The organism is Paracoccus sp. SY (assembly GCF_002901215.1).
GTDB classification, from domain to species: Bacteria; Pseudomonadota; Alphaproteobacteria; order Rhodobacterales; family Rhodobacteraceae; genus Paracoccus; species Paracoccus acridae.
In genome coordinates, this window is record NZ_NWMQ01000047.1 from 1 (window position 1) to 22,127 (window position 22,127).

Sequence of the window (22,127 nt, forward strand, 5' to 3'; positions counted from 1 at the left end):
AAGAGTTGTTCAGGCCGGACTATCGAGGCAGGCTTGAACATTGAAGAAGCCGATCCTCGATATGCCGGAACCTTGGTGTACCTGGCCTATGGGAAGGGCCAGCATATCAACGAAGCCGTCTTTTCGCTGCTGACAGCCGCCCATTTCGAACCCTTCGGCACCGGCCGTATCCGCTATGTGGTCTATACCGACCATCCCGAAGCTTTCGCAGCCCTTGCGGGGGTAAACGTGCTGCGGATCGACGAGGACAAGCTGGATGCCTGGCTTGAGGGGAGCAGTTACAAACACCGCCGCAAGCTGATGGTCATCATCGAGGCGCTGGAACGATACAGGGGCAAGCTGGCATTCGTCGATACGGATACCTGCTTTCAGCGTTCGCCCATGCTGCTGTTTGACCGCATCGGCCCCGGGCGCAGTTGCCTGCATGTTGCAGAGAAAAATCTTCGGCTGGCCTCGGACCGCATCACGCGGAAGATACGGGACGGGATCCGCAACCATCCGTTCACATGGAGCGACGGCACAAGGGCGGTTCTGCACAATCACAGCAAGATGTGGAATTCGGGCATTACCGGCTTTCACTACAGTGATATCGGCGTCCTTTATGAAAGTCTTCGCCTTTGCGACCATCTCTGGACGCAAACCCGGGTCCATACCTGCGAACAGTTGGCGGTCGGCATGGCTGCCGAACGGACAACCACGATCTTTTCCGCATGGGACATTGTCTTTCACTACTGGCCCAAAACCCTGAAGCTGCCGTTCCAGGATCGTCTGGAAAGCGTGCTTCCGCCAATTCTGGCATTGCAACCGCATCTGCGCCCAAAGGCGGCATATGATGCCCGGCTGAAGGTGACACCCGTGCAATGGCTGCGGCAAAAGGCCAGATACCTTGTGGTGCATGTCGGACAGCCAGCTTATGCGGGCCTGAAGTCCCTGAAGCAGAAGCGCGGCTGATAGGCTGCGGGATGCGTGCGGATATCGCGTTAACCGGCCACAGGCCCGGCTAAGGTCTGAGAGGCAAGGCAAAACCTAGCCGATCGTGCCTTCCAACCCCAGGGCGTTGCACAGCGACCGGAAGCGCGCCTCGGCCACCTCGCCCATCAGCTTGCGGCCGGTGGGGGTCAGATGCAGGCGCAGTTCCCAGTCCGTCAGGGTCAGCTTGCCCGCATCAGCCGGATCGTCAAGCGCCAGCATCGCCCCGAAGCGCATCGCCTTGCCCAGGATCTCGGCGTCGCGGATCTCGGCGTCCGACAGCAGCTTGAACAGCGGCGCCATGGGCGAACCGGCACGGCTGTTCTTGTAGCGGTGCAGCAAGGCCAGGCCCAGGAAGACCCGCTCGGGATGGCTCAGCGCGGCCATGTTGGCTCGGGTCACATTGTCGAAGCAGGCCTCGGCCCGGTAATCGGGATGGGCGCGCCAGCTTGTGTCGTGCAGCAGGCAGGCGGCGCGGATCAGGCGGTCGCGTTCCGGGGAAATGTCGCGGAACAGCGGTTGCAGGAAGTGATACAGCTTCTTGCCCGATCCCGGCATCCGCGCCATCTGGCGTTCGGTGAACCGCGCGGCCTCGATCAGGGGGTCGCGCTTGCGCAGGTTGTCCGGCATCTGTTCGTAGAGCAGCCCTTCGCGGATGCCATAGCTGGATATGGCCAGTTCTGCCGGCGCGAAGATTTCGGTCAGTTGCGCCAGCACTTGGGCAGCCAAGGGCACAAGTTCGATCCGCGACGATGACAGCCCGGTCCGCGCCTTGAGGTCAGCCAGGTCATTATCCGCAATCCAGGCGACAGTATCGGCCACAGCCTGGGGCGTCATGCGGTATTCGTGCAGGACGGTCATAGGATAGCCCACGCGTTCCATGTCCAACCGGGCAATGGCCCGCCAGCTGCCGCCGACCAGATAGATGCGTTCGTGATGGGTGCCCATCGTCCGGGCCAGGTCGGCCACGGTCTTCCTGATGTGCTTGCGCAGCCCGTCCTTGCCGCCGGGCACCTGTTGCAGGCGGAAGGGACCAAGCTGCGACGACACGCGCTTGCCAACCTGTCCGTCCGCCACCTCGGCCAGTTCCATCGAGTTGCCGCCGATGTCGCAGACCAGCCCGCGCGCGTCGGGCCAGCCCAGCAGCACGCCTTGCGCCGAAAGGCGGGCCTCCTCCTCGCCGTCGATGACATACATCTTGATGCCGGTCTCGCGTTCGACGCGGGCCTGGAATTCTGGACCGTCGGCGGCCTCGCGCACGGCGGCGGTGGCCACGCAGGTCAGCGGGTCGATGTCCATGCCCTTGGCAAGCGCGGCAAAGCGTTGCATGGCGGCAAAGCCGCGTTCGACGCCGTCGGGGTTCAGCCGGCCGGTCTGGGCCATCTTGGCGCCCAGTCCCGCCATGACCTTTTCGTTGTAGAAATAGGCGGGCGACCGCGCCGCGCCGTCGAAGACCACCATGCGGATCGAGTTCGACCCCACATCGACCACGCCCACGCGCGACAAGGCCCGCTTGGGCAGGGTCGCGAACATCTTGCCGAAAGGCTCGACCTTCTTGCCGGTCGTCGTCCGCACGCCGTTCATCCGCGTCTCCTGCTTGGCCCGCATCGCGCCGTTAATGACTTGCCCTTCCCGGCACGTCAATCATTCGAGTGGGTCAGTGCCGGAACGTCCCCGGCACCTGCCGTGCCCCGCCCGGACAGCGAGGGATGGTCCATGAAGAAGCGGTGACAGTTGAACAGGTCGTCGCGCCCTTCGGGAAGATAGCGCACGAACCGCCCATCGGGTTGCAAAAGCCAGCTTTGCGCCTCGTCCGCCATGTTGGCGGCCATGATCTGGCTGACGATCTGCGCCTTGACGGTGTCGTTCACGCATTCGACCAGGGTTTCGACCCGGCGGTTCAGGTTGCGGTCCATCCAGTCGGCCGAGCTGATGAAGACCCGCGCCCGCTTCGACGGCAGGCCATAGCCGTTGCCGAAGCAGACGATGCGCGAATGTTCCAGATAGCGGCCGACGATCGACTTGACGCGGATGTTGTCCGACAGGCCGCGGATGCCGGGCCTGAGGCCGCAGATGCCGCGCACGACCAGGCTGATCCTGACGCCAGCGGCGCTTGCCGCATAAAGCGCGTCGATCACGTCCCTTTCGATCAACGAGTTCATCTTGGCCCAGATCGCGGCCGGGCGGCCTTGCCGGGCCAGTTCCGCCTCGCGCGAGATCAGGGACAGCAGGCGGTCCTTGAGGTCGATCGGAGAGACCGAGATGTTTTCCAGCCCCGCAGGCTGCACATAGCCCGACAGATAGTTGAACAGCTTGGTCGCGTCCCGCCCCAGCGCCGGATCGCAGGTGAACAGCGACAGGTCGGTATAGATCCGCGCCGTGATCGGGTGATAGTTGCCGGTCCCATAATGGGTATAGGTGACCAGGTTGTCGCCTTCCCGCCGGACGACCGTGCTGATCTTGGCATGGGTCTTGTAGTTGATGAAGCCATAGACGACATGCGCGCCCGCCCGTTCCAGCCTGCGCGACTGGCGGATATTGGCGGCCTCGTCGAAGCGGGCCTTCAGTTCCACCAGGGCCGTGACCGACTTGCCGGATTCGGCGGCCTCGCACAGGGCATCGACGATGGGGCTGTCGCGGCTGGTGCGATAAAGCGTCTGCTTGATCGCCAGCACGTTCGGATCCCGCGCCGCCTGGGCCAGGAAGCGCACCACCATGTCGAAGGTCTCATAGGGGTGGTGCAGCAGCATGTCCTTTTGCTTGATGGCGGCGAACATGTCGCCGTCATGGTCCTGCACCCGTTCGGGAACGCGCGGCGTGAAGGCGGGCCACAGCAGGTCGCGGCGCGAATCCAGCACCAGTTCGGACAGGTCGGCCACGCCCAGAAGCCCCTCGACCTCGATCACCTCGTCGGGGCCGACCTCAAGCTCGTCCATGATCAGGCGGCGCAGGCGGTCGGGCGCGCCGCGCGTGATCTTCAGCCGGATCACGCTGCCCCGGCGGCGGCGCTTCAGCGCGGTCTCGAACTCGCGGACCAGATCCTCGGCTTCCTCCTCGACCTCGAGGTCGCTGTCGCGCAGCACGCGGAAGGCGCAATGGCCGGTGTCGCGATAGCCGGGGAACAGGCTGGACAGGTGCATCAGCAGCAGATCCTCCAGCTTGAAGAACCGTTCCCCGCCCGGAAGGGGGATGAAGCGGTTCAACTGCGCAGGGATCGGCAGCAGCGCCTGCATCTGCCGCCCGTCGGTTTCCCGCGCCAGTTCCAGCGCCAGCGAGAAGCCCGCATTGGGGATGAAGGGAAACGGATGCGCCGGGTCGATGGCCAGCGGCGACAGGACCGGAAAGACCTTGCGCTCGAAGTAATCGTGCAGGAACTCCTCCTCGGCGCGGGTCAGGCGGGACCGGGACAGGATGACGATGCCCGCCTCCTCCATCTCGCGGCGGATGCGGTTCCAGACGCCCTGCTGCGCGCCCATCAGGCGGCGGGCATCGGCGTTGATGACCGCAAGCTGCTCGGCCGGGGTCATGCCGTCGTCGGACGGTGTGGCATTGCCCTCGCGCACCAGTTCGCGCAGGCCCGCCACGCGCACGGTATAGAATTCGTCCAGGTTGGTCGCGCTGATCGACACGAAGCGCAGCCGTTCCAGAAGCGGCACGCGGGGGTTTCGCGCCTCGTCCAAGACGCGCCAGTTGAAGGACAGCCAGCTGACTTCGCGGTTGAAGAAGCGCGACCCGTTCTGGGGCACCCCGTCAGGCAGGTCCTGGGGTGCGGGAAAGGGCGTCCGAAGGAAATCTGCTTGTGTCATGGTCCTGACCTTGGGGGCGGAGAGTCACATATCCTCTGCGGATAGACCGTTCAGCAACTCGGCTGCAATGCGCCGCGTGATCGGCCGCTTGTCGGCCATGGCGGCGCGGTCCATCGCGGCGACAAGCCGGCGGGCAAGGCCGAGGTCGCGCGGCATGTGCAGGACCAGCCAGTCGATCAGGTCGGCGGGAACGGCCTGCTGGCGATCCGCGAACAGCTTGACCAGCACGGCGGCCAGCAGGGATTCGTCGGGGGGCATCAGGCGCACCTGCGGCATCGCGTCCATGCGGCTTCGCAGGTCGGGCAGGACAAGGCCCCAGTCGCGCGGCGGCGTGCGCGCCGTCAGCAGCAGCAGGCAATCGCGCGGCGCGCACAGGTTCCACAGGTGGAACAGCGCCTGTTCCGCCCCCGCCGCCCGGCCGGCGCGGTCCGCATCCTCGATCACCAGGGCGCCCCCTTCGGTGGCAAGCCCGTCTGCCGCATCGGGCCGCAGGGCGGCGGCCTTCATGCGGCGGGCGCCGTTCTCGGCCGCCCAGAAGGCCGCAAGATGCGATTTGCCCGCCCCTTCCGGGCCGATCAGAAGCATCCGCCCCTGCGGCCAGTCCTGGGGCGCGTCAAGAACGGCAAGCGCGTTGCTGTTCGCCGGCGCGGGCAGGAAATCCGCGCGCGAATGGGCGGGCGGAGTCGTCAGGTCCAGTGTCAATTGCCGGGACGCTGCGGACATCATTCCGCTTCTGAATGCCTGCGGGCGATTTCCTCGCGCATCATCTCGATCTGGCCTTGGGCGCGGTTCTGGTCGGCGCGGATGCGCGCCTCGCGGATGGTGTTGGCGACGGTGCCCTGGGGCACGATCTCGACCAGCATGGGCTGGCCCGGATCGGGGGGCAGCGCCTGACCGGTGAACAGCGCGCTGTCCTGATACCGCTGCGTCAGGAACCGCCCGATCACCCCCAAGGCTGCGGCCAGCGGCACCGCCATGACCATGCCGACAAATCCGAACAGCGCGCCGAAGACCGACAAGGCCAGCAGCAGCCAGACGGGGTGCAGCCCGACATGGTGGCCGACGATCTTGGGCTGCAGGTAATTGCCCTCGACCACCTGGCCGATGGCGAAGATCGCGATCACAAGCCCGATCCACAGGGGATCCCCCCAAAAGCTGAACAGCGCGACCCCGATGGCGGTGGCCCCGCCGATCAGCACGCCGACATAGGGGATGAAGGACAGAAGCGCCGCCATGATGCCGATGAAGAAGCCGAAGGGCAGGCCCACGATCATCAGCCCGAAGGCGTACCATGTGCCCAGGATCAGCATGACCAGCCCCTGCCCCCGGACGAAGCCGGACAGCGCCTCGTCGATTTCCCGCGCGATGCGGCGCAGCGTGGGGGCATGTTCGCGCGGCAGCAGCGTGTCCACCCGGTCCACCAGGTGATCCCAGTCCAGCAGCAGATAGAAGGCCACGACCGGCACGATCACCAAGATCGCGATGGCGCTGATGATGCCCCCGACCGACGACAAGAGCCGCGACGCCACCGTGCCCATCTGTTCGCCCATGGCCGCGCCCAGGTCGGTCAGCGCGGTGCCGATGCTGCCGTCCGCGGGCAGAAGTTCGGGAAAGCGGGCGGACAGGAACAGGCGTCCCTGTTCGATCATGGCGGGCGCGGTCTCGATCAGCGACGTCGCCTGGCGCAGCATGACCGGCACGATCAGCAGGACGACCGCCGCGAAGGCCAGAACGGCGCCGACGGTGATGACCACCACCGACATCACCCGCGACAGGCCCGCGCGTTCCAGCCGGTCGGCCACCGGGTCCAGCAGATAGGCCACGCCCGCGCCCAGGATGAAGGGCAGGATCGCCTGGCCCAGCAGCCACATCGCCAGCAACAGCGCCACCGCCGCAACGCCCCACCACATCAGCTGCTTGTGTATCGGTATGCGCATGGCCGTGTCCTGATGCGAGTGTCGCGTGGAATGTGACCGCGACGCGCGGCAGTTGCAAGCGGGCGGTTCTTGGCAAGGCAGGACCGATCCGCTAGGGCTTTGCGCCGTATACGCTCAAAGGATCCTGCCCATGCGTTTGTCGCGCTATTTCCTGCCGGTGCTGAAGGAAGACCCGAAAGAGGCGCAGATCGTCAGCCACCGGCTGATGCTGCGCGCCGGGATGATCAAGCAGCAGGCGGCAGGCATCTATTCCTGGCTGCCGCTGGGCTTCAAGGTCCTGCGCCGGATCGAGCAGATCGTGCACGAGGAGCAGAGCCGCGCGGGCCATATCCCCCTGCTGATGCCGACGCTGCAGCCCGCCGACCTGTGGCGCGAAAGCGGCCGCTACGACGATTACGGCGAGGAGATGCTGCGCATCAAGGACCGCCACAAGCGCGACCTGCTGTATGGTCCCACGAACGAGGAGATGATCACCGACATCTTCCGGTCCCATGTGAACAGCTACAAGGACCTTCCGCTGACGCTGTATCACGTCCAGTGGAAGTTCCGCGACGAGATCCGCCCCCGCTTCGGCGTGATGCGCGGGCGCGAGTTCCTGATGAAGGACGGCTACAACTTCGACCTGACGCGGGAAGCCGCGCTGCACGCCTATAACCGGCACCTGGTCAGCTATCTGCGGACCTATGAACGGATGGGGTTGCAGGCGATCCCGATGCGCGCGGACGGGGGGCCGATCGGCGGGGATTACACCCATGAATTCCTGGTGCTGGCGGAAACCGGGGAATCCGAGGTCTTCTATGACAGCCAGATCACCGACCTGACCTTCGGCGACCGGCAGATCGACTATGACAGCGTCGAACAGTGCCAGGCCGTGCTGGAGGAGTTCACCAGCCGTTACGCCCGCACCGACGAGACGCATGACGAGGCGATCTTCGCCCAGGTCCCCGAGGAACGCAGGCGAACCGCGCGCGGGATCGAGGTCGGCCAGATCTTCTATTTCGGCACCAAGTATTCCGAGGCCATGGGCGCCACCGTGGTCGGCCCCGACGGGCAGCGCGTGCCGGTGGAAATGGGCAGCCACGGCATCGGCGTGTCCCGCCTGCTGGGCGCCATCATCGAGGCCAACCACGACGACAAGGGCATCATCTGGCCCGAGGGCGTGACCCCCTTCCATGTCGGCATCGTCAACCTGAAACAGGGCGACAATTCCACCGACGCCGCCTGCGACGCGATCTATGCCGAATTGCAGGCGCGGGGTCTGGATCCGCTTTATGACGACCGGGACGACCGGGCGGGGGCCAAGTTCGCCACCATGGACCTGATCGGCCTGCCCTGGCGGATCACGGTGGGGCCGCGTGGCCTGGCCGCGAACAAGGTGGAACTGACCAACCGCCGCACCGGCGCGACCGAGGAAATGTCGCCCAAGGACGCAATCGCCCGGCTGGAACAGGTCTATGCCCCCGTGCTGGGCCTGAAGGTGCAGGACCGGTGATCGGCATCCTGCGGCTGGCGGTGGCGGTCTGCGTCGCCATCGTCCTGTCGCAGTTTCCGGCCTTTTCGGACCAATATGTCCAGCGGCTTGGCGGTCAGGTCGATGCCCTTTCCCGTGTCGCCGCCGAATTCGACGCAAGCGCCCAGGGCGCGGGCCTGACGCGGGAACGGGCGCTTGCGGATCTGTCAGGCAGCGCCTTTCGCGACGCCCACCAGTCGAACATGCGCGATGTCTTCGCCCGCCTGGATCGCGCGCGGCAGGATCTGGAACTGCTGCGCCTTGCGGGGCCGCTGGAACGGATGCTGCTGCCCCACCGGATCCGCGACGGGGAAACCCTGGCCGCCACCTGGGGCGATTTCCGCCCCGCCGTTCCCGTGACGGTTGCGGGCCTGTGGGCTGCGGGGATCGGTCTGGTCCTGGGCTGGCTGCTGGCGGGTCTCGCCGGGCGCGTCTTCCGGCGCCCCCAGGATCGGCTGGGTTGGCGTTGACCATGCGTCACCAGCCTGAAAAGGCAAGGATTGTTGATAATATCCTGCTTTTCTTTTGAACAGGGCGCTTCTAACGTGCGGCGCAGGACATTGTTCCAACTGGGAGACAATCAATGAAAAAACTTCTTCTGGCCACCGCTGCCGGTGCCCTTCTGGCCGGTGCGGCCTCTGCCGAAGAAATCAAGCTTGGCATGTCGCTGGGCTTTACCGGACCGCTGGAATCCATGGCGCCGGGCATGGCGGCGGGGGCCGAACTGGCCATGAAAGAGGTCACCGATTCCGGCCTGCTTCTGGACGGATCGACCGTTGTGCCCGTGCAGGGCGATTCGACCTGCATCGACGCCGCCGCAGCCACCGCGACCGTTGAACGCCTGATCACCGCCGAAGGGGTCAAGGGGATCGTCGGCGGCATGTGCTCGGGCGAGGCGATCGCATCGCTGCAGAACGTGGCCGTGCCGAATGGCGTGGTGATGATCTCGCCGTCGGCGACCTCGCCCGCGCTGTCCACGATCGAGGATAACGGGTTGTTCTTCCGCACCTCGCCGTCCGACGCCCGCCAGGGCGAAGTGATGGCCGAGATCATGATCGAGAAGGGCATCCAGAACGCCGCCGTCACCTATACCAACAACGACTATGGCAAGGGCCTGGCGGATGCCTTCGCGGCGGCCTTCCAGGAAAAGGGCGGCACCGTGACGGTGAACAGCGCCCATGACGACGGCAAGGCCGACTATTCGGCCGAGGTCGCGGCGCTTGCCGCGGCGGGCGGCGATGCGCTTGTCGTCGCGGGCTATGTGGACCAGGGCGGTTCGGGCGTGGTGCGCGCGGCGCTGGATACCGGCGCCTTCGACACCTTCGTCTTCCCCGACGGCATGGTCGGTCAGGCCCTGGTTGACAACTTCGGGTCGGAAATCGACGGCAGCTTCGGCCAGAACCCCGCGGCCGAGGGCGAGGGCCGCGAGAAGTTCCTGGAAATGGCCAAGGCCGCAGGCTTCGACGGCACCAGCGCCTATTCGGCCGAGGCTTATGACGCCGCCGCGCTGATGCTGCTGTCCATGGCCGCCGCCAAGTCCAGCGATCCCAATGTCTGGAAGAACAACGTCATGGATGTCGCCAACGAGCCGGGCGAGAAGATCCTGCCGGGCGAACTGGCCAAGGGCATCGAGATCCTGAACGGCGGCGGCGACATCGACTATGTCGGCGCCTCCTCCATCGAGATGGTGGGCGCGGGCGAAACCGCCGGCGTCTATCGCGAGATCGCCATCGAGAACGGCGAATTGGCCGTTATCGGCTATCGCTGAGGCATCAGGAATGCTCCGGCCCGGCAGCCACGCGGTTGCCGGGCCATTTTTCATGACAAGAGCCGCAGAATGCGGTCACACTTCACCAATGGCGTGAAGACGGGGTAAACGAATGATCAGGGTCGAAGACCTACACCGGCATTTCGGGGGCTTCCGCGCCGTCGATGGCGCCAGCCTGACCATCGAGACGGGGTCCATCACCGGGCTGATCGGACCGAACGGCGCGGGCAAGTCCACGCTGTTCAACGTGATCGCGGGCGTGCTGCCGCCGACATCGGGCCGCGTCTTCATGGATGGCGAGGATATCACCGGCCTGCCGCCGCACGCCTTGTTCCACAAGGGCCTGCTGCGCACCTTCCAGCTTGCGCATGAGTTCAGTTCCATGACCGTGCGCGAGAACCTGATGATGGTGCCGGGCGCGCAATCGGGCGAGACGATCTGGAAGACCTGGTTCCAGCGCGGCCGGATCGAGCGCGAGGAAGCCGCCCTGCGTAAGAAGGCCGACGAGGTTCTGGACTTTCTGACCATCCGCCACCTGACCCATGAAAAGGCCGGCAACCTGTCGGGCGGGCAGAAGAAGCTTCTGGAACTGGGCCGCACCATGATGGTGGATGCCAAGGTGGTCTTCCTGGACGAGGTCGGCGCGGGCGTGAACCGGACGCTGCTGATGACCATCGCCGACGCGATCATCCGGCTGAACAGGGAACGCGGCTATACCTTCTGCGTGATCGAACACGACATGGATTTCATCGGCAAGCTGTGCGACCCGGTGATCGTCATGGCCGAAGGCAAGGTGCTGGCCAAGGGAAGCGCCTCCGACATCATGCAGAACGAGGCCGTGATCGAGGCCTATCTGGGCACGGGCCTCAAGAACAAGGACATGGTGGGCGCATGAGCGATCTGGACGCAGCCTTCGGCAATCGCGGCAACCGCGACTCTTCGATCGTGAACCTGCACGGCCGGGGCACCATCGATGGCACCCGCCCTTCGGGCCCGGTCGGGCCGGGCCATGCCGGCGATCCCTTCCTGATCGGCGAAGGCATGACCGGCGGATACGGCAAGGGCGCCGACATCCTGCACGATTGCACGATTTCCGTGGAACAGGGCCAGATCGCCGTGATCGTCGGCCCGAACGGCGCGGGCAAGTCCACTGCCATGAAGGCGATCTTCGGGATGCTGAACCTGCGCAAGGGCAGCGTCCGGCTGAACGGGCGCGACATCACCGCGCTGAACCCCCAGGACCGGGTCAAGGCGGGCATGGGCTTCGTGCCGCAGGTCAACAACATCTTCCCGTCCATGACGGTCGAGGAGAACCTGGAAATGGGCGCCTTCATCCGCAAGGACGACATCCGCCGCACGATGGAGCAGGTCTATGAGCTGTTCCCGGCCGTCGCCGCCAAGCGACGCCAGGCCGCGGGCGAACTCTCGGGCGGGCAGCGCCAGCAGGTGGCCGTGGGCCGCGCGCTGATGACGCAGCCCTCCGTCCTGATGCTGGACGAACCCACTGCGGGTGTCAGCCCCATCGTCATGGACGAATTGTTCGACCGCATCATCGCCATCGCGCGCGGCGGGTTGCCGGTGCTGATGGTCGAACAGAACGCCAAGCAGGCGATGATGATCGCCGACAAGGCCTATGTGCTGGTCCAGGGCGCGAATGCCCATACCGGCACCGGCCACGAGTTGATGCAGAACGACGAGGTGCGCCGCACCTTCCTGGGGGGCTGAGCCTTGGATATCCTCAACGCCCTTGTGGCCTTTCTGAACTTCGTCTTCATCCCCGCCGCCGCCTATGGCGCGCAGCTTGCGCTTGGCGCGCTTGGGGTGACGCTGATCTATGGCATCCTGCGGTTCTCGAACTTCGCCCATGGCGACACCATGGCCTTCGGCACCGCCATCACCATCCTGACGACCTGGGGCCTGCAATCGCTTGGCGTCTCGCTCGGGCCGCTGCCGACCGCGCTTCTGGCCCTGCCGGTGGGGATCGCCGCCACCGCGCTGCTGGTGCTGGGCACGGACCGCGTGGTCTATCGCTTTTATCGCGCGCAGAAGGCGGCGCCGATCATCTTCGTCATGGCCTCGGTCGGCGTGATGTTCATCATGAACGGCCTGACGCGGCTTATCATCGGCGTGGACGACCAGCGGTTCGACGACGGCGCGCGCTTCATCATCAACGTGCGCGACTTCCGCGAATGGACCGGCCTGGCCGAGGGTCTGGCCCTGCGGTCCACGCAGGTGCTGACGCTGGTGGTGACGGCGATCGTCTGCGCCGCGCTGTTCTGGTTCCTGAACCGGACCAAGAAGGGCAAGGCCATGCGCGCCTATTCCGACAACGAGGATCTGGCGCTGCTGTCGGGCATCGACCCCGAACGCGTCGTGCGCATGACCTGGATCATTGCCGCTGCGCTGATCACCATCGCCGGGGTGCTGTATGGGCTGGACAAGTCGTTCCGCCCCTTCAATTATTTCCAGCTTCTGCTGCCGATCTTCGCCGCTGCCATCGTCGGCGGCCTGGGCAGCCCGCTTGGCGCCATCGCGGGCGGCTTCCTGGTCGCCTTCTCGGAAGTCGCCGTCACCTATCCTTGGGTCAAGGTCGCGGGCTATCTGGCCCCCGGTTGGGAACCGGCCGGATTGCTTCAGCTTCTGGGCACCGAATACAAGTTCGCCGTCAGCTTCGTCATCCTGATCGTGGTCCTGCTGTTCCGCCCGACCGGGCTGTTCCGCGGCAAGTCGGTGTAGGGGAGATCCAGTCATGTCATCCAACCGTCAAGCCGCCCAAGCCAGCCCCTGGCGCGCGCCCATCCTGTTCGCGATCCTTGCCATCCTGTTCGTGCTGGAAGGTACGGTCAGGAACGGCATGTTCTCGGGGTCGTGGAACACCTCGCTGGCGATCCTGAACATGGGCCTGATCTCGGCGATCACGGCTTTGGGCGTGAACATGCAATGGGGCTATGCCGGGCTGTTCAACGCCGGCGTCGTGGGCTTCCTGGCGCTTGGCGGCCTGGCCCCGGTGCTGGTCTCGCTGCCCCCGGTCGAAGGCGCCTGGGCCGCGGGCGGACCGCGCCTGATCCTGGCGCTGCTGGTGGGCCTGGGCACGCTGGCCCTGGCGAAGATCGCCTATACCCGCACCCGGCGCGGCTGGATCATGGTCCTTGTCCTGGTCGCGGGCTTTGTCGCCTATCGCTGGCTGTTCGACCCCGCCGTCACCGCGATCGAGGCGAATGACAGCGCACGGACCGGCAATATCGGCGGCCTCGGCCTGCCGATCCTGCTGTCCTGGCTGGTGGGCGGGGCCTTCGCGGCGGCTGCCGCCTGGGCGGTGGGCAAGGTCGCGCTTGGGCTGCGGTCGGATTACCTGGCCATCGCGACCCTGGGCATCGGCGAGATCATCGTGGCGGTCCTGCGCAACGAGGATTGGCTGGCGCGCGGCGTCAAGAACGTCGCGGCCATCCCCCGGCCCGTGCCTTACGAAACCGACCTGCAGCAGAACCCGGCCTTTGCCGAATTCGCCGCAAGCTGGGGCTTCGGCGTGGCAGAGGCTTCGGGCATCTGGGTCAAGCTGTGCTACATGTCGCTGTTCCTGGTGGTGCTGCTAACGGTCATCCTGCTGGCCGAACTGGCGCTGAAATCGCCCTGGGGCCGGATGATGCGCGCGATCCGCGACAACGAGACCGCGGCCGAGGCGATGGGCAAGGACGTCACCGCGCGCCACCTGCAGATCTTCATCCTGGGTTCGGCGGTGATCGGCATCGCGGGGGCGATGATGATCACGCTGGACGGGCTGATGGCGCCCAACAGCTATAACCCGCTGCGCTATACTTTCCTGATCTGGGTGATGGTCGTGGTCGGCGGATCGGGCAACAACTGGGGCGCGGTGCTGGGCGCGGTGCTGATCTGGTTCCTGTGGATCAAGGCCGAGGTCTGGGGCCCGAACCTGATCGGCGCCCTGGTCGGCCCCCTGCCCGATGGCGACATCAAGTCCCATCTGCTGAACAGCGCCGCCCACATGCGCTTCATCGCCATGGGCCTGGTCCTGCTGCTGGTGCTGCGCTTTGCCCCGCGCGGGCTGGTGCCCGAGAAATAGGAACCGGGGGCGCAATGCCCCCCGCCTTTGGTCAGCGGCAGTTGTCGCCCAGGACCACGCTGTAATAGGTCCGCCCGTCCGCCCCGACGGCATGGCCGCTGCCCAGTTGCCGGCTGGTCTGGCCCAGAAGCTCGGTCCGCTGCGCATCCTGGGACAGCCAGGCGGCAAGGGCATCCGCCGGGCTGCCGCCCCGGCTGACAAGCTGCACCACCCCGCAGACCGGGTATCCCACCGCCCGCGCCCGGTCCACGACGCTGGACCCGTTCGAGCCTTCCACATCGACGCGGCCAAGCGCGGCCATGTCGCAGGCGTGGCTTTGCGCGATCTGCGCCAGCAAAGGCGCGCGGTCCAGCAGCGTCTTGCCCTCGGCCTGGCGCGCGGCGTTGACGGCGCCGTCCAGGGCGGCGGCGATGGCCGGATCGCCGGTGCAGGATGCGGCCAGGGACTCCTCGGCCGGGGGTTCCGCCTGCCGCCACGGCAGCGCCATGCCCGGTCCCTGCCCGCAGGCGGACAGCAGCGACAAGGCAAGCGGTGCGGCAAGGGCGCGGAAGGTGGACATGAAAACCTCTTTCGATGGTCCGGCGGAACGCGGGCCTGCTGGGGGCAGTTCCGGCAGCCGAATCCCTTGCACGACGGCATGGGCGCGCTTAAAGCGCATCCATGACCCAGCACCAACGCCTTCTGATCATCGACTTCGGATCCCAGGTGACGCAGTTGATCGCGCGCCGTCTGCGCGAACTGAACGTCTTTTGCGAAATCCACCCCTATAACCTGCTGACGGACGACATCCTGCGCGGGCTGAACCCGCAGGCGGTGATCCTGTCGGGCGGACCGGACAGCGTGACCCGCGCGGGCAGCCCCCGCGCCCCGCAGGCGGTCTTCGACCTGGGCGTGCCGATCTTCGGCATCTGCTATGGCCAGCAGGTGATGATGGAGCAGCTGGGCGGCGCGGTCGAAGGCGGGCACCATGCCGAATACGGCCGCGCCTTCATCGCCCCGGCCCCCGGTCACAAGGGCGACGGCATCTTCGCGGGCCTGTTCGATGCGGGACGCGAGGAGGTGTGGATGAGCCATGGCGACCGCGTGACCGCGCTTGCGCCCGGCTTCGAGGTGATCGGCGTCTCGCCCAATGCGCCCTTCGCGATGATCGCGGACGAAGCCCGTCGCTTCTATGGCGTGCAGTTCCACCCCGAGGTGCATCACACCCCGCGCGGCCGCATCATGCTGGAAAACTTCGTCCGGCTGGCGGGCTTTACCGGCGACTGGACCATGGCGGGTTACCGGGACGAGGCGATCCGCAAGATCCGCGAACAGGTCGGCGACAAGAAGGTCATCTGCGGACTGTCCGGCGGCGTGGACAGTTCCGTCGCCGCCGTCCTGATCCACGAGGCGATCGGCGACCAGCTGACCTGCGTCTTCGTGGACCACGGCCTTCTGCGCCTGAACGAGGCCGAGGAAGTCGTGACCATGTTCCGCGACCACTACAACATCCCGCTGATCCACGCCGACGAATCCGAACTGTTCCTGGGCGCGCTGGAAGGGGTTTCCGACCCCGAGGTCAAGCGCAAGACGATCGGGCGGCTGTTCATCGACGTGTTCCAGCGCTACGCATCCGCCATCGAGGGGGCCGAGTTCCTGGCCCAGGGCACGCTGTATCCCGACGTGATCGAATCCGTCAGCTTCAGCGGCGGTCCTTCGGTCACGATCAAGTCGCACCATAATGTCGGCGGCCTGCCGGAAAAGATGGGCCTGAAGCTGGTCGAGCCCCTGCGCGAGCTGTTCAAGGACGAGGTCCGCGCCCTGGGCCGAGAGCTTGGCCTGCCCGACAAGTTCATCGGCCGCCATCCCTTCCCTGGCCCCGGCCTTGCTATCCGCTGCCCCGGAGAGATCACGCGCGAAAAGCTGGACATCCTGCGCAAGGCCGATGCCGTCTTCATCGACCAGATCCGCAGGCACGGCCTTTACGACGAGATCTGGCAGGCCTTCGTGGCGATCCTGCCGGTGCGCACCGTGGGCGTGATGGGCGACGGGCGGACCTATGACTATGCCTGCGCACTGCGGGCTGTCACATCCGTGGACGGGATGACGGCGGATTATTATCCCTTCACCCACGATTTCCTGGGCGAAACCGCGACGCGGATCATCAACGAGGTCAAGGGCATCAACCGCTGCACCTATGACATCACCTCGAAGCCGCCGGGCACGATCGAGTGGGAATGACCCTTCTGATCCCCTGAAAGGACCATCATGACCTGCGCCTGCGGCCATCATCATTCGCCCCGCCACCACCACGAGGCCAAGGGCACGCCCGTTCCGCTGCCCAGGCCGATGCTGGGCCTGACCGGCCAGCTGGTCTGCCAGGACGCGGGCCAGATGATGACCGCGCTGTCGCTGCTGCCCGAACACCTTCGGCTGAGCCGCGAGGAACCGGGCTGCCTGCGCTTCGACCTGTGGCAGGACGAGGATCCGCTGATCTGGCACCTGTCCGAACTGTTCATCGACGCCGATGCCTTTGCGGCGCATGGCGCGCGGACCGCAGACAGCGCATGGGGGCGCGAAAGTTCCGGGATCGGGCGCGACTTCCAGCGCCGCGAAGTGTTCCCTGTCATCCGCCGCGAAACCCGCCAGGATCTGGACGCCATCGATGCCCTTCTGATTGCCGCCTTCGGGGGCGACGACGAGGCGCGCCTGGTGCGCAAGCTGCGCCAGGACGGCGATCTGTCCCTATCGCTGGTGGCCGATGCGGCGGGCACCCTGTTGGGTCACGTCGCCTTGTCGCCGCTGGGCGCCGAGGCGCCGGCCTATGCCCTGGCACCCCTTTCCGTCGCGCCCAAGGCCCAGCGTCTGGGCCTTGGCATGGCCCTGGTGCAGCAGGCGGTGGCCTGGGCGGACACGGCCGCCGTGGTGGTCGTGGGCGCGCCAGGCTATTACGGGCAACTTGGCTTCAAGCCCGCCGATCTTCGCTCGCCCTATGCGGGGCTGGCGATGCAGATGATCGGCGACCTGCCCAAGGGCAGCGTTCTGCGTCACGCACCGGCTTTTGAGACGCTGTAAGGCCCGCGCAGCCTTGCGTCCCGGTCAAGGCGGGTTACATCTGGGACGATCAGGAAAGGAATTCCCATGGCTGGACAACCGACCTTCGACGCCCGCGAACAGGTCACGGGCAGCGATCTTGGCACCCTTCCCGCATGGGATCTGAGCGATCTTTATCCCGCCCCGGATGCGGTCGAACTGACCGCCGACATCGCCACCCTGGAAACCGAGGCCAGGGAATTCGCCGCCCGCTATCAGGGCAAGCTGGCCAGCCTGTCGCCCTCGGAGATGCTGGCCTGCATCGAGGCCTATCAGAAGATCGACATCACCGCGGGCCGGATCATGTCCTATGCCGGGCTGCGCTATTACCAGAACACCACGGATGCCGCGCGCGCCAAGATGATGGGCGACCTGCAGGGGCGGATCACCGACATCACCACGCCGCTGGTCTTCTTCAGCCTGGAATTCAACCGCATCCCCGACGAAACCTATCAGGCGGTCTTTGCCGCCGCGGACGGGCCTGCGCGCTACAAACCCGTCTTCGACCGGATGCGCGCCATGCGGCCCCACCAGTTGTCGGACGAACTGGAACAGTTCCTGCACGACAATTCGGTCGTGGGCGCCGCCGCCTGGAACCGGCTGTTCGATGAAACCACCGCCGCGCTGGAATTCGATGTCGAGGGCGAGACCCTGGGCCTTGAAGCCACGCTGAACCTGCTGACCGACCACGACCGCCCACGGCGCAAGGCCGCGGCCCATGCCCTGGCCGAGGTCTTCGGCAGACATGTCAAGCTGTTCGCCCGCATCCACAACACCCTGGCCAAGGAAAAGGCCATCGAGGACAAGTGGCGCAAGATGCCCACGCCGCAATATGGCCGCCACCTGTCGAACCACGTCGAGCCCGAGGTGGTCGAGGCGTTGCGAAACGCCGTCACCGCCGCCTATCCGCGCCTGTCGCACCGCTATTACGCGCTGAAGGCCAAGTGGCTGGGGCTGGACAAGCTGCAGGTCTGGGACCGCAATGCGCCGCTTCCCACGGCATCGGACAAGGTGATCGGCTGGGACGAGGCGCGGGCGATGGTTCTGGATGCCTATGCGGGCTTTTCGCCCCGGCTGGCGGAACTGGCGCAGCCCTTCTTTGACAAGGGCTGGATCGACGCCGCCGTGACGCCTGGCAAGGCGCCCGGTGCCTTCGCCCATCCGACCGTGACGACCGTGCATCCCTATGTCCTGCTGAACTATCTGGGCAAGCCGCGCGACGTGATGACGCTGGCGCATGAACTGGGCCACGGCGTCCATCAGCGGCTGGCCGCAGGTCAGGGCGAATTGCTGGCATCGACCCCGCTGACCCTGGCAGAAACCGCGTCGGTCTTTGGCGAGATGCTGACCTTCCGCGCCCTGCTGGCGAAAACCACCGATCCCGTCCAGAAGAAGGCCCTGCTGGCCGGCAAGGTCGAGGACATGATCAACACGGTCGTCCGCCAGATCGCCTTCTATGACTTCGAATGCAAGCTGCACGCGGCGCGGGCCGAGGGCGAGCTGACCCCCGACGACATCAACGCGCTGTGGATGTCGGTCCAGCATGAAAGCCTTGGCCCGGTCTTCGAATTCATGCCGGGATACGAGACCTTCTGGACCTATGTGCCGCATTTCGTGCATTCGCCCTTCTATGTCTATGCCTATGCTTTCGGCGACGGCTTGGTGAATGCGCTTTATGCGGCCTATGAAGGCGGGTTGCCGGATTTCCAGGGCAAGTATTTCGACCTGCTGGCGGCAGGGGGATCGAAGCACCACAAGGATCTGCTGGCGCCCTTCGGGCTGGACGCGTCCGACCCGAAGTTCTGGGACAAGGGCCTTTCGATGATCGAAGGCTTCATCGACGAGCTTGAGGCCTTGGAGGCATAAGGGGGCTGCCGCCCCCATCCGCTGCGCGGATCCCCCCGCGGATATTTTTGCACAGAAGATGGTGGCGATGCTGAGACGGATACTTGCAGCGGTGGCGGTGCTTATCGTCTTGGCGGGCGCTGCCTTCTTCATCCTGGCGCCCGGCTATGTCGAACGGGCGCTGAACCCGCTGCGGATGCCCGATGGCGGTTGGCCCGTCAGCCCCGAGGCACAGGCCCTGCATGACCGCCTGGTGATCGGCGACTGGCATTCCGACGCGCTGCTGTGGGACCGCGACATCCTGGAGCGCGCCGACCGGGGCCATACCGACGTGCCGCGCCTGCTTGAAGGCAATGTCGCGGTTCAGGTCTTTACCACGGTGACGAAAAGCCCGCGCGGCCAGAACTATGACCAGAACAGCGCGGACGCCGCCGACAACATCACGCCGTTGTTCATGGGCCAGTTGCGCCCGGTCAGGTCGTGGTTTTCCCTACGCGAACGCGCCCTGGTGCAGGCCGAGGCGCTTGCTCGCGCAGCCCAGGAAGTGCCCGACCGGCTGCGCCTGATCCGGTCGCGCGCGGACCTGCAGGCCGTCCTGGAGGCACGCGCGGGCGGGCAATCGGTCCTGGGGGCGATCCTGGGATCCGAGGGCGGGCATCCGCTGGAAGGCGACATTGCCAACCTCGACGTGCTGCATGACGCGGGCTTCCGGCTGATGGGCCTGACGCATTTCTTCGACAACGAACTGGGCGGCAGCCTGCATGGCGAAGGCGGCAGCGGCGCGGGTCTGTCGGATTTCGGACGGCAGGTCGTGGATGGGATGATCGAACGGGGCATGGTGATCGACCTGGCCCATGCCTCGCCCCTGATGGTGCAGGACGTGCTGGCGATCCCCGATGCGCGCCCCATCCTGTCCCATACCGGCATCCGCGGCCATTGCGGCAGCGCGCGGAACCTGGACGACGACCTGGTCCGGCAGATCGCGGCCAAGGGTGGCGTGATCGGCATCGGCTTCTGGGCCGATGTCGTCTGCGGCGGAACCCCCGCCCATGTCGCGGAAAGCATCGTCGCCGCCATCCGCCTTGTGGGCGAGAATCACGTCTCGCTGGGGTCGGATTATGACGGGTCCGTGGGCGTGCCCTTCGATGCGGCCAACCTTGCGGTCCTGACGCAGGCGCTGATGGACGAGGGCCTGACCGAGGCGCAGATCGCCAAGGTCATGGGCGGCAACATGATCCGATATCTGTCCGAAACCTTGCCCGAGGGCTGAGCCATGAAACGCACCACCTTGTTGCATTCCGAACTGTCCGGGCTGATCGCCGCGATGGGCCATGGCGACCTGCTGGTGATCGGCGATGCGGGGCTGCCGGTCCCGCCCGGCGTGCGCTGCATCGACCTGGCCGTGACGCGCGGCGTGCCGCGGTTCTTCGACGTGCTGGACGCCGTTGTGGCGGAACTGGTGGTGGAACGATCCGCCTGGGCCAGCGAGGCCTCGGCGGATCTGGATGCCGAACTGCGGGCGCGCGCCTTGGGCCAGGGCCGGACCGTGGCCCATGACGCGTTCAAGGCCCTGACCCGCGACGCCCGCGCCATCGTGCGCACCGGGGAATTCACGCCCTATGCCAATGTCGCGCTGTGGTCCGGGGTGGCATTCTGACGCTGCGGAACCTGTCCTGCAAAACCGCGTTCGGTCGCAGATCATGGCAAAGGAGTGTAACGAATGCAGAAGACCTTTATCGGCCTTGGCGCCATTCTTGCGATGCTGACCCTGGCCGGCTGCCAGACCGCGCAGGGGCTGGGCCGCGATGTCTCGACTGCGGGACAGGTGATCCAGCAGGAAAGCGCCGAGGCGATGTGACCCGATTGAAGGCGGCCTTGCGGGGCCGCCTTCATCGTCCTTACCGGCCGGGATGCTGCCGTGCCGCCGCCCGGATCCTGTCGGCGATCGGCCAGGTCCAGCCGATTTCCCTTGATCGGTTGGGCCGCAGATAGACCCAATTCAGCAGCGCGGCCGGGATGCCCAGGGCCACGCCGATCACCGCGCCCCAGATGAAGGTGGCCACGGTGACATAGCCCATCGCCAGCCCCGCGATCACGACCGCCCCGCCGATCGAGGCGACCCAGATATGGATCAGGAACAGTCGAAGATGCATGATCATGCTCCGATGAACAGGTTCCGGTGAAACGAACCGGCGGTTGCGGCGGTTCCAGATAATGAGGATGCGATGCGACTGACATTCCTTGCCCCATTGCTGCTGCTGCCCCTGCCAGCCGCAGCCTTCACGGCGCAGAACGGCATGACGGCGGTGCAGACCGCCCCGTCCGAGATCACCGTGATCCACGACGTCAAGCGCGGGGATACCGATTACTGGTGCGCGGCGGGCGATTTCGCGCAGCGGGCGATGGGTCTGCCGGGGAACACCAGGCTGTGGCGGGCGTCCCCCAAGCCGCGCCGGGCGGGGGACGGGATCGTCTTCACGCTGGACGCATCCAAGGCTGCCCCCGGTGCGGGCCTGTCGCAATTCGGCAGCGGGCCGCAGGACGGGTCGATCCCCCTGTCGATGGCGGTGGGCAGTTATTGCCGCATCATCGTGCCCTTCTTCGACTAGGCGGGCATGGGCGCCGTTTCCCCCAAGCTGTCCAGGCGGCTGGCGACCAGGGCCGAATGGGTTTCGACCAGTTGCAGGGCATCCTCGGTCAGGTCGGGGCGCGGCTGGCGGCTGAGAAAGCAGAACATGCCGAAGATGCTGCCGTCGGGCCGGTGGACCGGCACGGACAGGTGGCTGCCGATGGGGATCATCTGGGTGATCGGCAGGTCGGTCGCGATCTTGTGGCGGCTGGTGTCGGGCATCAGGCGGGGCAGGTTGCCGTCGATGATGTGCTTGCAGTAAACCTCTCGCAGATCCATGCTCTGGCTGGGTTGGATCATCGCTTCCAGACCGGGGGCGCTGACGGCGCGAAAGACCGCGCGGCTGTCCATGAATTCCGACAGATAGGCAACCTCCATCCCCAGCGTTTCGCGAGCCGTGTCCAGCGATTGCTGGATCGCCGCGTGATCGGCGGTGTTTTCGGCAACGGCGGACAAGGCGGGCGAACGGCTGGGCATGGCATCCTCGTTAGTCCGGCCTGAACAACTCTT

The 22,127-nt window shown here is 66.0% G+C and carries 22 protein-coding genes; 15 read left to right on the top strand and 7 right to left on the bottom strand.

Annotation, left to right across the window (positions count from 1 at the left end):
- Window positions 1-75: 75 nt before the first annotated feature.
- The gene (locus CK944_RS18975; RefSeq protein WP_158248070.1) at window positions 76-951 is read left to right on the top strand and encodes a hypothetical protein; all 876 of its coding nucleotides are present in this window, start codon (window positions 76-78) and stop codon (window positions 949-951) included.
- Between the two features lie 75 nt (window positions 952-1,026).
- On the opposite strand, the gene CK944_RS18980 is transcribed toward CK944_RS18975, so the two are convergent.
- Genes CK944_RS18980 through CK944_RS18995 form a run of 4 tightly spaced genes read right to left on the bottom strand, consistent with a single transcriptional unit; the run spans window position 1,027 to window position 6,712 of the window.
- Entirely contained in the window at window positions 1,027-2,553 is a 1,527-nt protein-coding gene (locus CK944_RS18980) for a Ppx/GppA family phosphatase (protein WP_103174661.1), read from the bottom strand.
- A 56-nt stretch (window positions 2,554-2,609) separates the two neighbouring features.
- The gene (locus tag CK944_RS18985; protein WP_103174642.1) at window positions 2,610-4,775 is read right to left on the bottom strand and encodes an RNA degradosome polyphosphate kinase; all 2,166 of its coding nucleotides are present in this window, start codon (window positions 4,773-4,775) and stop codon (window positions 2,610-2,612) included.
- 24 nt (window positions 4,776-4,799) lie between these two features.
- On the bottom strand, window positions 4,800-5,501 hold the full coding sequence (locus tag CK944_RS18990; RefSeq protein ID WP_239986157.1) for a chromosomal replication initiator DnaA: 702 nt from the start codon (window positions 5,499-5,501) through the stop codon (window positions 4,800-4,802).
- The gene (locus CK944_RS18995) at window positions 5,498-6,712 is read right to left on the bottom strand and encodes an AI-2E family transporter (protein ID WP_103174643.1); all 1,215 of its coding nucleotides are present in this window, start codon (window positions 6,710-6,712) and stop codon (window positions 5,498-5,500) included. Before CK944_RS18995 ends, CK944_RS18990 begins: the two co-directional genes overlap by 4 nt.
- Window positions 6,713-6,842: 130 nt before the next feature.
- On the opposite strand from CK944_RS18995, the gene proS reads away from it, so the two are divergent.
- The 7 genes from proS (at window position 6,843) to CK944_RS19030 (ending at window position 14,071) form a co-directional block, all read left to right on the top strand.
- Entirely contained in the window at window positions 6,843-8,204 is a 1,362-nt protein-coding gene (proS, locus tag CK944_RS19000; protein ID WP_103174644.1) for a proline--tRNA ligase, read from the top strand.
- Window positions 8,201-8,692, top strand: a complete 492-nt coding sequence (locus CK944_RS19005) for a DUF2937 family protein (RefSeq protein WP_103174645.1) — start codon at window positions 8,201-8,203, stop codon at window positions 8,690-8,692. Before proS ends, CK944_RS19005 begins: the two co-directional genes overlap by 4 nt.
- A 113-nt stretch (window positions 8,693-8,805) precedes the next feature.
- Entirely contained in the window at window positions 8,806-9,990 is a 1,185-nt protein-coding gene (locus tag CK944_RS19010; protein WP_103174646.1) for an ABC transporter substrate-binding protein, read from the top strand.
- 112 nt (window positions 9,991-10,102) lie between these two features.
- The gene (locus CK944_RS19015) at window positions 10,103-10,885 is read left to right on the top strand and encodes an ABC transporter ATP-binding protein (RefSeq protein WP_103174647.1); all 783 of its coding nucleotides are present in this window, start codon (window positions 10,103-10,105) and stop codon (window positions 10,883-10,885) included.
- A complete protein-coding gene (locus tag CK944_RS19020; protein ID WP_103174648.1) occupies window positions 10,882-11,715 on the top strand; it encodes an ABC transporter ATP-binding protein in 834 nt (277 codons plus the stop codon). Before CK944_RS19015 ends, CK944_RS19020 begins: the two co-directional genes overlap by 4 nt.
- 3 nt (window positions 11,716-11,718) lie before the next feature.
- Window positions 11,719-12,726, top strand: coding sequence for a branched-chain amino acid ABC transporter permease (locus CK944_RS19025; protein WP_103174649.1), 1,008 nt, complete (start codon window positions 11,719-11,721; stop codon window positions 12,724-12,726).
- Window positions 12,727-12,739: 13 nt separating this feature from the next.
- Window positions 12,740-14,071, top strand: coding sequence for a branched-chain amino acid ABC transporter permease (locus CK944_RS19030; RefSeq protein ID WP_103174650.1), 1,332 nt, complete (start codon window positions 12,740-12,742; stop codon window positions 14,069-14,071).
- 31 nt (window positions 14,072-14,102) lie between these two features.
- Here the strand turns inward: CK944_RS19030 and CK944_RS19035 are convergent, their stop codons facing one another.
- The gene (locus tag CK944_RS19035) at window positions 14,103-14,630 is read right to left on the bottom strand and encodes a CAP domain-containing protein (protein ID WP_158248071.1); all 528 of its coding nucleotides are present in this window, start codon (window positions 14,628-14,630) and stop codon (window positions 14,103-14,105) included.
- 101 nt (window positions 14,631-14,731) lie between these two features.
- Here CK944_RS19035 and guaA point away from each other — a divergent pair, with 101 nt between their 5' ends.
- The 6 genes from guaA (at window position 14,732) to CK944_RS19065 (ending at window position 20,846) form a co-directional block, all read left to right on the top strand.
- A complete protein-coding gene (guaA, locus tag CK944_RS19040) occupies window positions 14,732-16,291 on the top strand; it encodes a glutamine-hydrolyzing GMP synthase (protein WP_103174652.1) in 1,560 nt (519 codons plus the stop codon).
- A 27-nt stretch (window positions 16,292-16,318) separates the two neighbouring features.
- The gene (locus CK944_RS19045; protein ID WP_103174653.1) at window positions 16,319-17,125 is read left to right on the top strand and encodes a GNAT family N-acetyltransferase; all 807 of its coding nucleotides are present in this window, start codon (window positions 16,319-16,321) and stop codon (window positions 17,123-17,125) included.
- Window positions 17,126-17,191: 66 nt separating this feature from the next.
- Entirely contained in the window at window positions 17,192-19,009 is a 1,818-nt protein-coding gene (locus CK944_RS19050; RefSeq protein WP_103174654.1) for a M3 family oligoendopeptidase, read from the top strand.
- A 58-nt stretch (window positions 19,010-19,067) separates the two neighbouring features.
- Window positions 19,068-20,258, top strand: coding sequence for a membrane dipeptidase (locus CK944_RS19055; RefSeq protein WP_103174655.1), 1,191 nt, complete (start codon window positions 19,068-19,070; stop codon window positions 20,256-20,258).
- Window positions 20,259-20,261: 3 nt separating this feature from the next.
- Complete coding sequence (gene rbsD, locus CK944_RS19060; RefSeq protein WP_103174656.1) at window positions 20,262-20,645, top strand: D-ribose pyranase; 384 nt, start codon at window positions 20,262-20,264, stop codon at window positions 20,643-20,645.
- 63 nt (window positions 20,646-20,708) lie between these two features.
- Window positions 20,709-20,846 carry an entericidin EcnAB gene (locus tag CK944_RS19065; RefSeq protein ID WP_103174657.1) on the top strand — a complete coding sequence of 46 codons (138 nt, stop codon included), beginning with the start codon at window positions 20,709-20,711 and terminating at the stop codon, window positions 20,844-20,846.
- A 40-nt stretch (window positions 20,847-20,886) separates the two neighbouring features.
- Here CK944_RS19065 and CK944_RS19070 read toward each other — a convergent pair whose 3' ends face one another.
- Window positions 20,887-21,147, bottom strand: coding sequence for a hypothetical protein (locus CK944_RS19070; protein WP_103174658.1), 261 nt, complete (start codon window positions 21,145-21,147; stop codon window positions 20,887-20,889).
- Between the two features lie 66 nt (window positions 21,148-21,213).
- Here CK944_RS19070 and CK944_RS19075 point away from each other — a divergent pair, with 66 nt between their 5' ends.
- Entirely contained in the window at window positions 21,214-21,597 is a 384-nt protein-coding gene (locus tag CK944_RS19075) for a hypothetical protein (protein WP_103174659.1), read from the top strand.
- On the opposite strand, the gene CK944_RS19080 is transcribed toward CK944_RS19075, so the two are convergent.
- Window positions 21,594-22,127: GAF domain-containing protein (locus CK944_RS19080; protein ID WP_205049108.1), on the bottom strand; the 534-nt coding region annotated here is incomplete at its 5' end. The two genes, CK944_RS19075 and CK944_RS19080, sit on opposite strands and share 4 nt — an antisense overlap.

What these genes read in the sequence shown, in the direction of transcription:
- CK944_RS18980 (WP_103174661.1), bottom strand. Translation starts at nt 2,553, where the DNA reads ATGAACGGCGTGCGGACGACGACCGGCAAGAAGGTCGAGCCTTTCGGC.
- CK944_RS18985 (WP_103174642.1), bottom strand. Translation starts at nt 4,775, where the DNA reads ATGACACAAGCAGATTTCCTTCGGACGCCCTTTCCCGCACCCCAGGAC.
- CK944_RS18990 (WP_239986157.1), bottom strand. Translation starts at nt 5,501, where the DNA reads ATGATGTCCGCAGCGTCCCGGCAATTGACACTGGACCTGACGACTCCG.
- CK944_RS18995 (WP_103174643.1), bottom strand. Translation starts at nt 6,712, where the DNA reads ATGCGCATACCGATACACAAGCAGCTGATGTGGTGGGGCGTTGCGGCG.
- proS (WP_103174644.1), top strand. Translation starts at nt 6,843, where the DNA reads ATGCGTTTGTCGCGCTATTTCCTGCCGGTGCTGAAGGAAGACCCGAAA.
- CK944_RS19010 (WP_103174646.1), top strand. Translation starts at nt 8,806, where the DNA reads ATGAAAAAACTTCTTCTGGCCACCGCTGCCGGTGCCCTTCTGGCCGGT.
- CK944_RS19015 (WP_103174647.1), top strand. Translation starts at nt 10,103, where the DNA reads ATGATCAGGGTCGAAGACCTACACCGGCATTTCGGGGGCTTCCGCGCC.
- CK944_RS19020 (WP_103174648.1), top strand. Translation starts at nt 10,882, where the DNA reads ATGAGCGATCTGGACGCAGCCTTCGGCAATCGCGGCAACCGCGACTCT.
- CK944_RS19030 (WP_103174650.1), top strand. Translation starts at nt 12,740, where the DNA reads ATGTCATCCAACCGTCAAGCCGCCCAAGCCAGCCCCTGGCGCGCGCCC.
- CK944_RS19035 (WP_158248071.1), bottom strand. Translation starts at nt 14,630, where the DNA reads ATGTCCACCTTCCGCGCCCTTGCCGCACCGCTTGCCTTGTCGCTGCTG.
- guaA (WP_103174652.1), top strand. Translation starts at nt 14,732, where the DNA reads ATGACCCAGCACCAACGCCTTCTGATCATCGACTTCGGATCCCAGGTG.
- CK944_RS19045 (WP_103174653.1), top strand. Translation starts at nt 16,319, where the DNA reads ATGACCTGCGCCTGCGGCCATCATCATTCGCCCCGCCACCACCACGAG.
- CK944_RS19050 (WP_103174654.1), top strand. Translation starts at nt 17,192, where the DNA reads ATGGCTGGACAACCGACCTTCGACGCCCGCGAACAGGTCACGGGCAGC.
- CK944_RS19055 (WP_103174655.1), top strand. Translation starts at nt 19,068, where the DNA reads ATGGTGGCGATGCTGAGACGGATACTTGCAGCGGTGGCGGTGCTTATC.
- rbsD (WP_103174656.1), top strand. Translation starts at nt 20,262, where the DNA reads ATGAAACGCACCACCTTGTTGCATTCCGAACTGTCCGGGCTGATCGCC.
- CK944_RS19065 (WP_103174657.1), top strand. Translation starts at nt 20,709, where the DNA reads ATGCAGAAGACCTTTATCGGCCTTGGCGCCATTCTTGCGATGCTGACC.
- CK944_RS19070 (WP_103174658.1), bottom strand. Translation starts at nt 21,147, where the DNA reads ATGATCATGCATCTTCGACTGTTCCTGATCCATATCTGGGTCGCCTCG.
- CK944_RS19075 (WP_103174659.1), top strand. Translation starts at nt 21,214, where the DNA reads ATGCGACTGACATTCCTTGCCCCATTGCTGCTGCTGCCCCTGCCAGCC.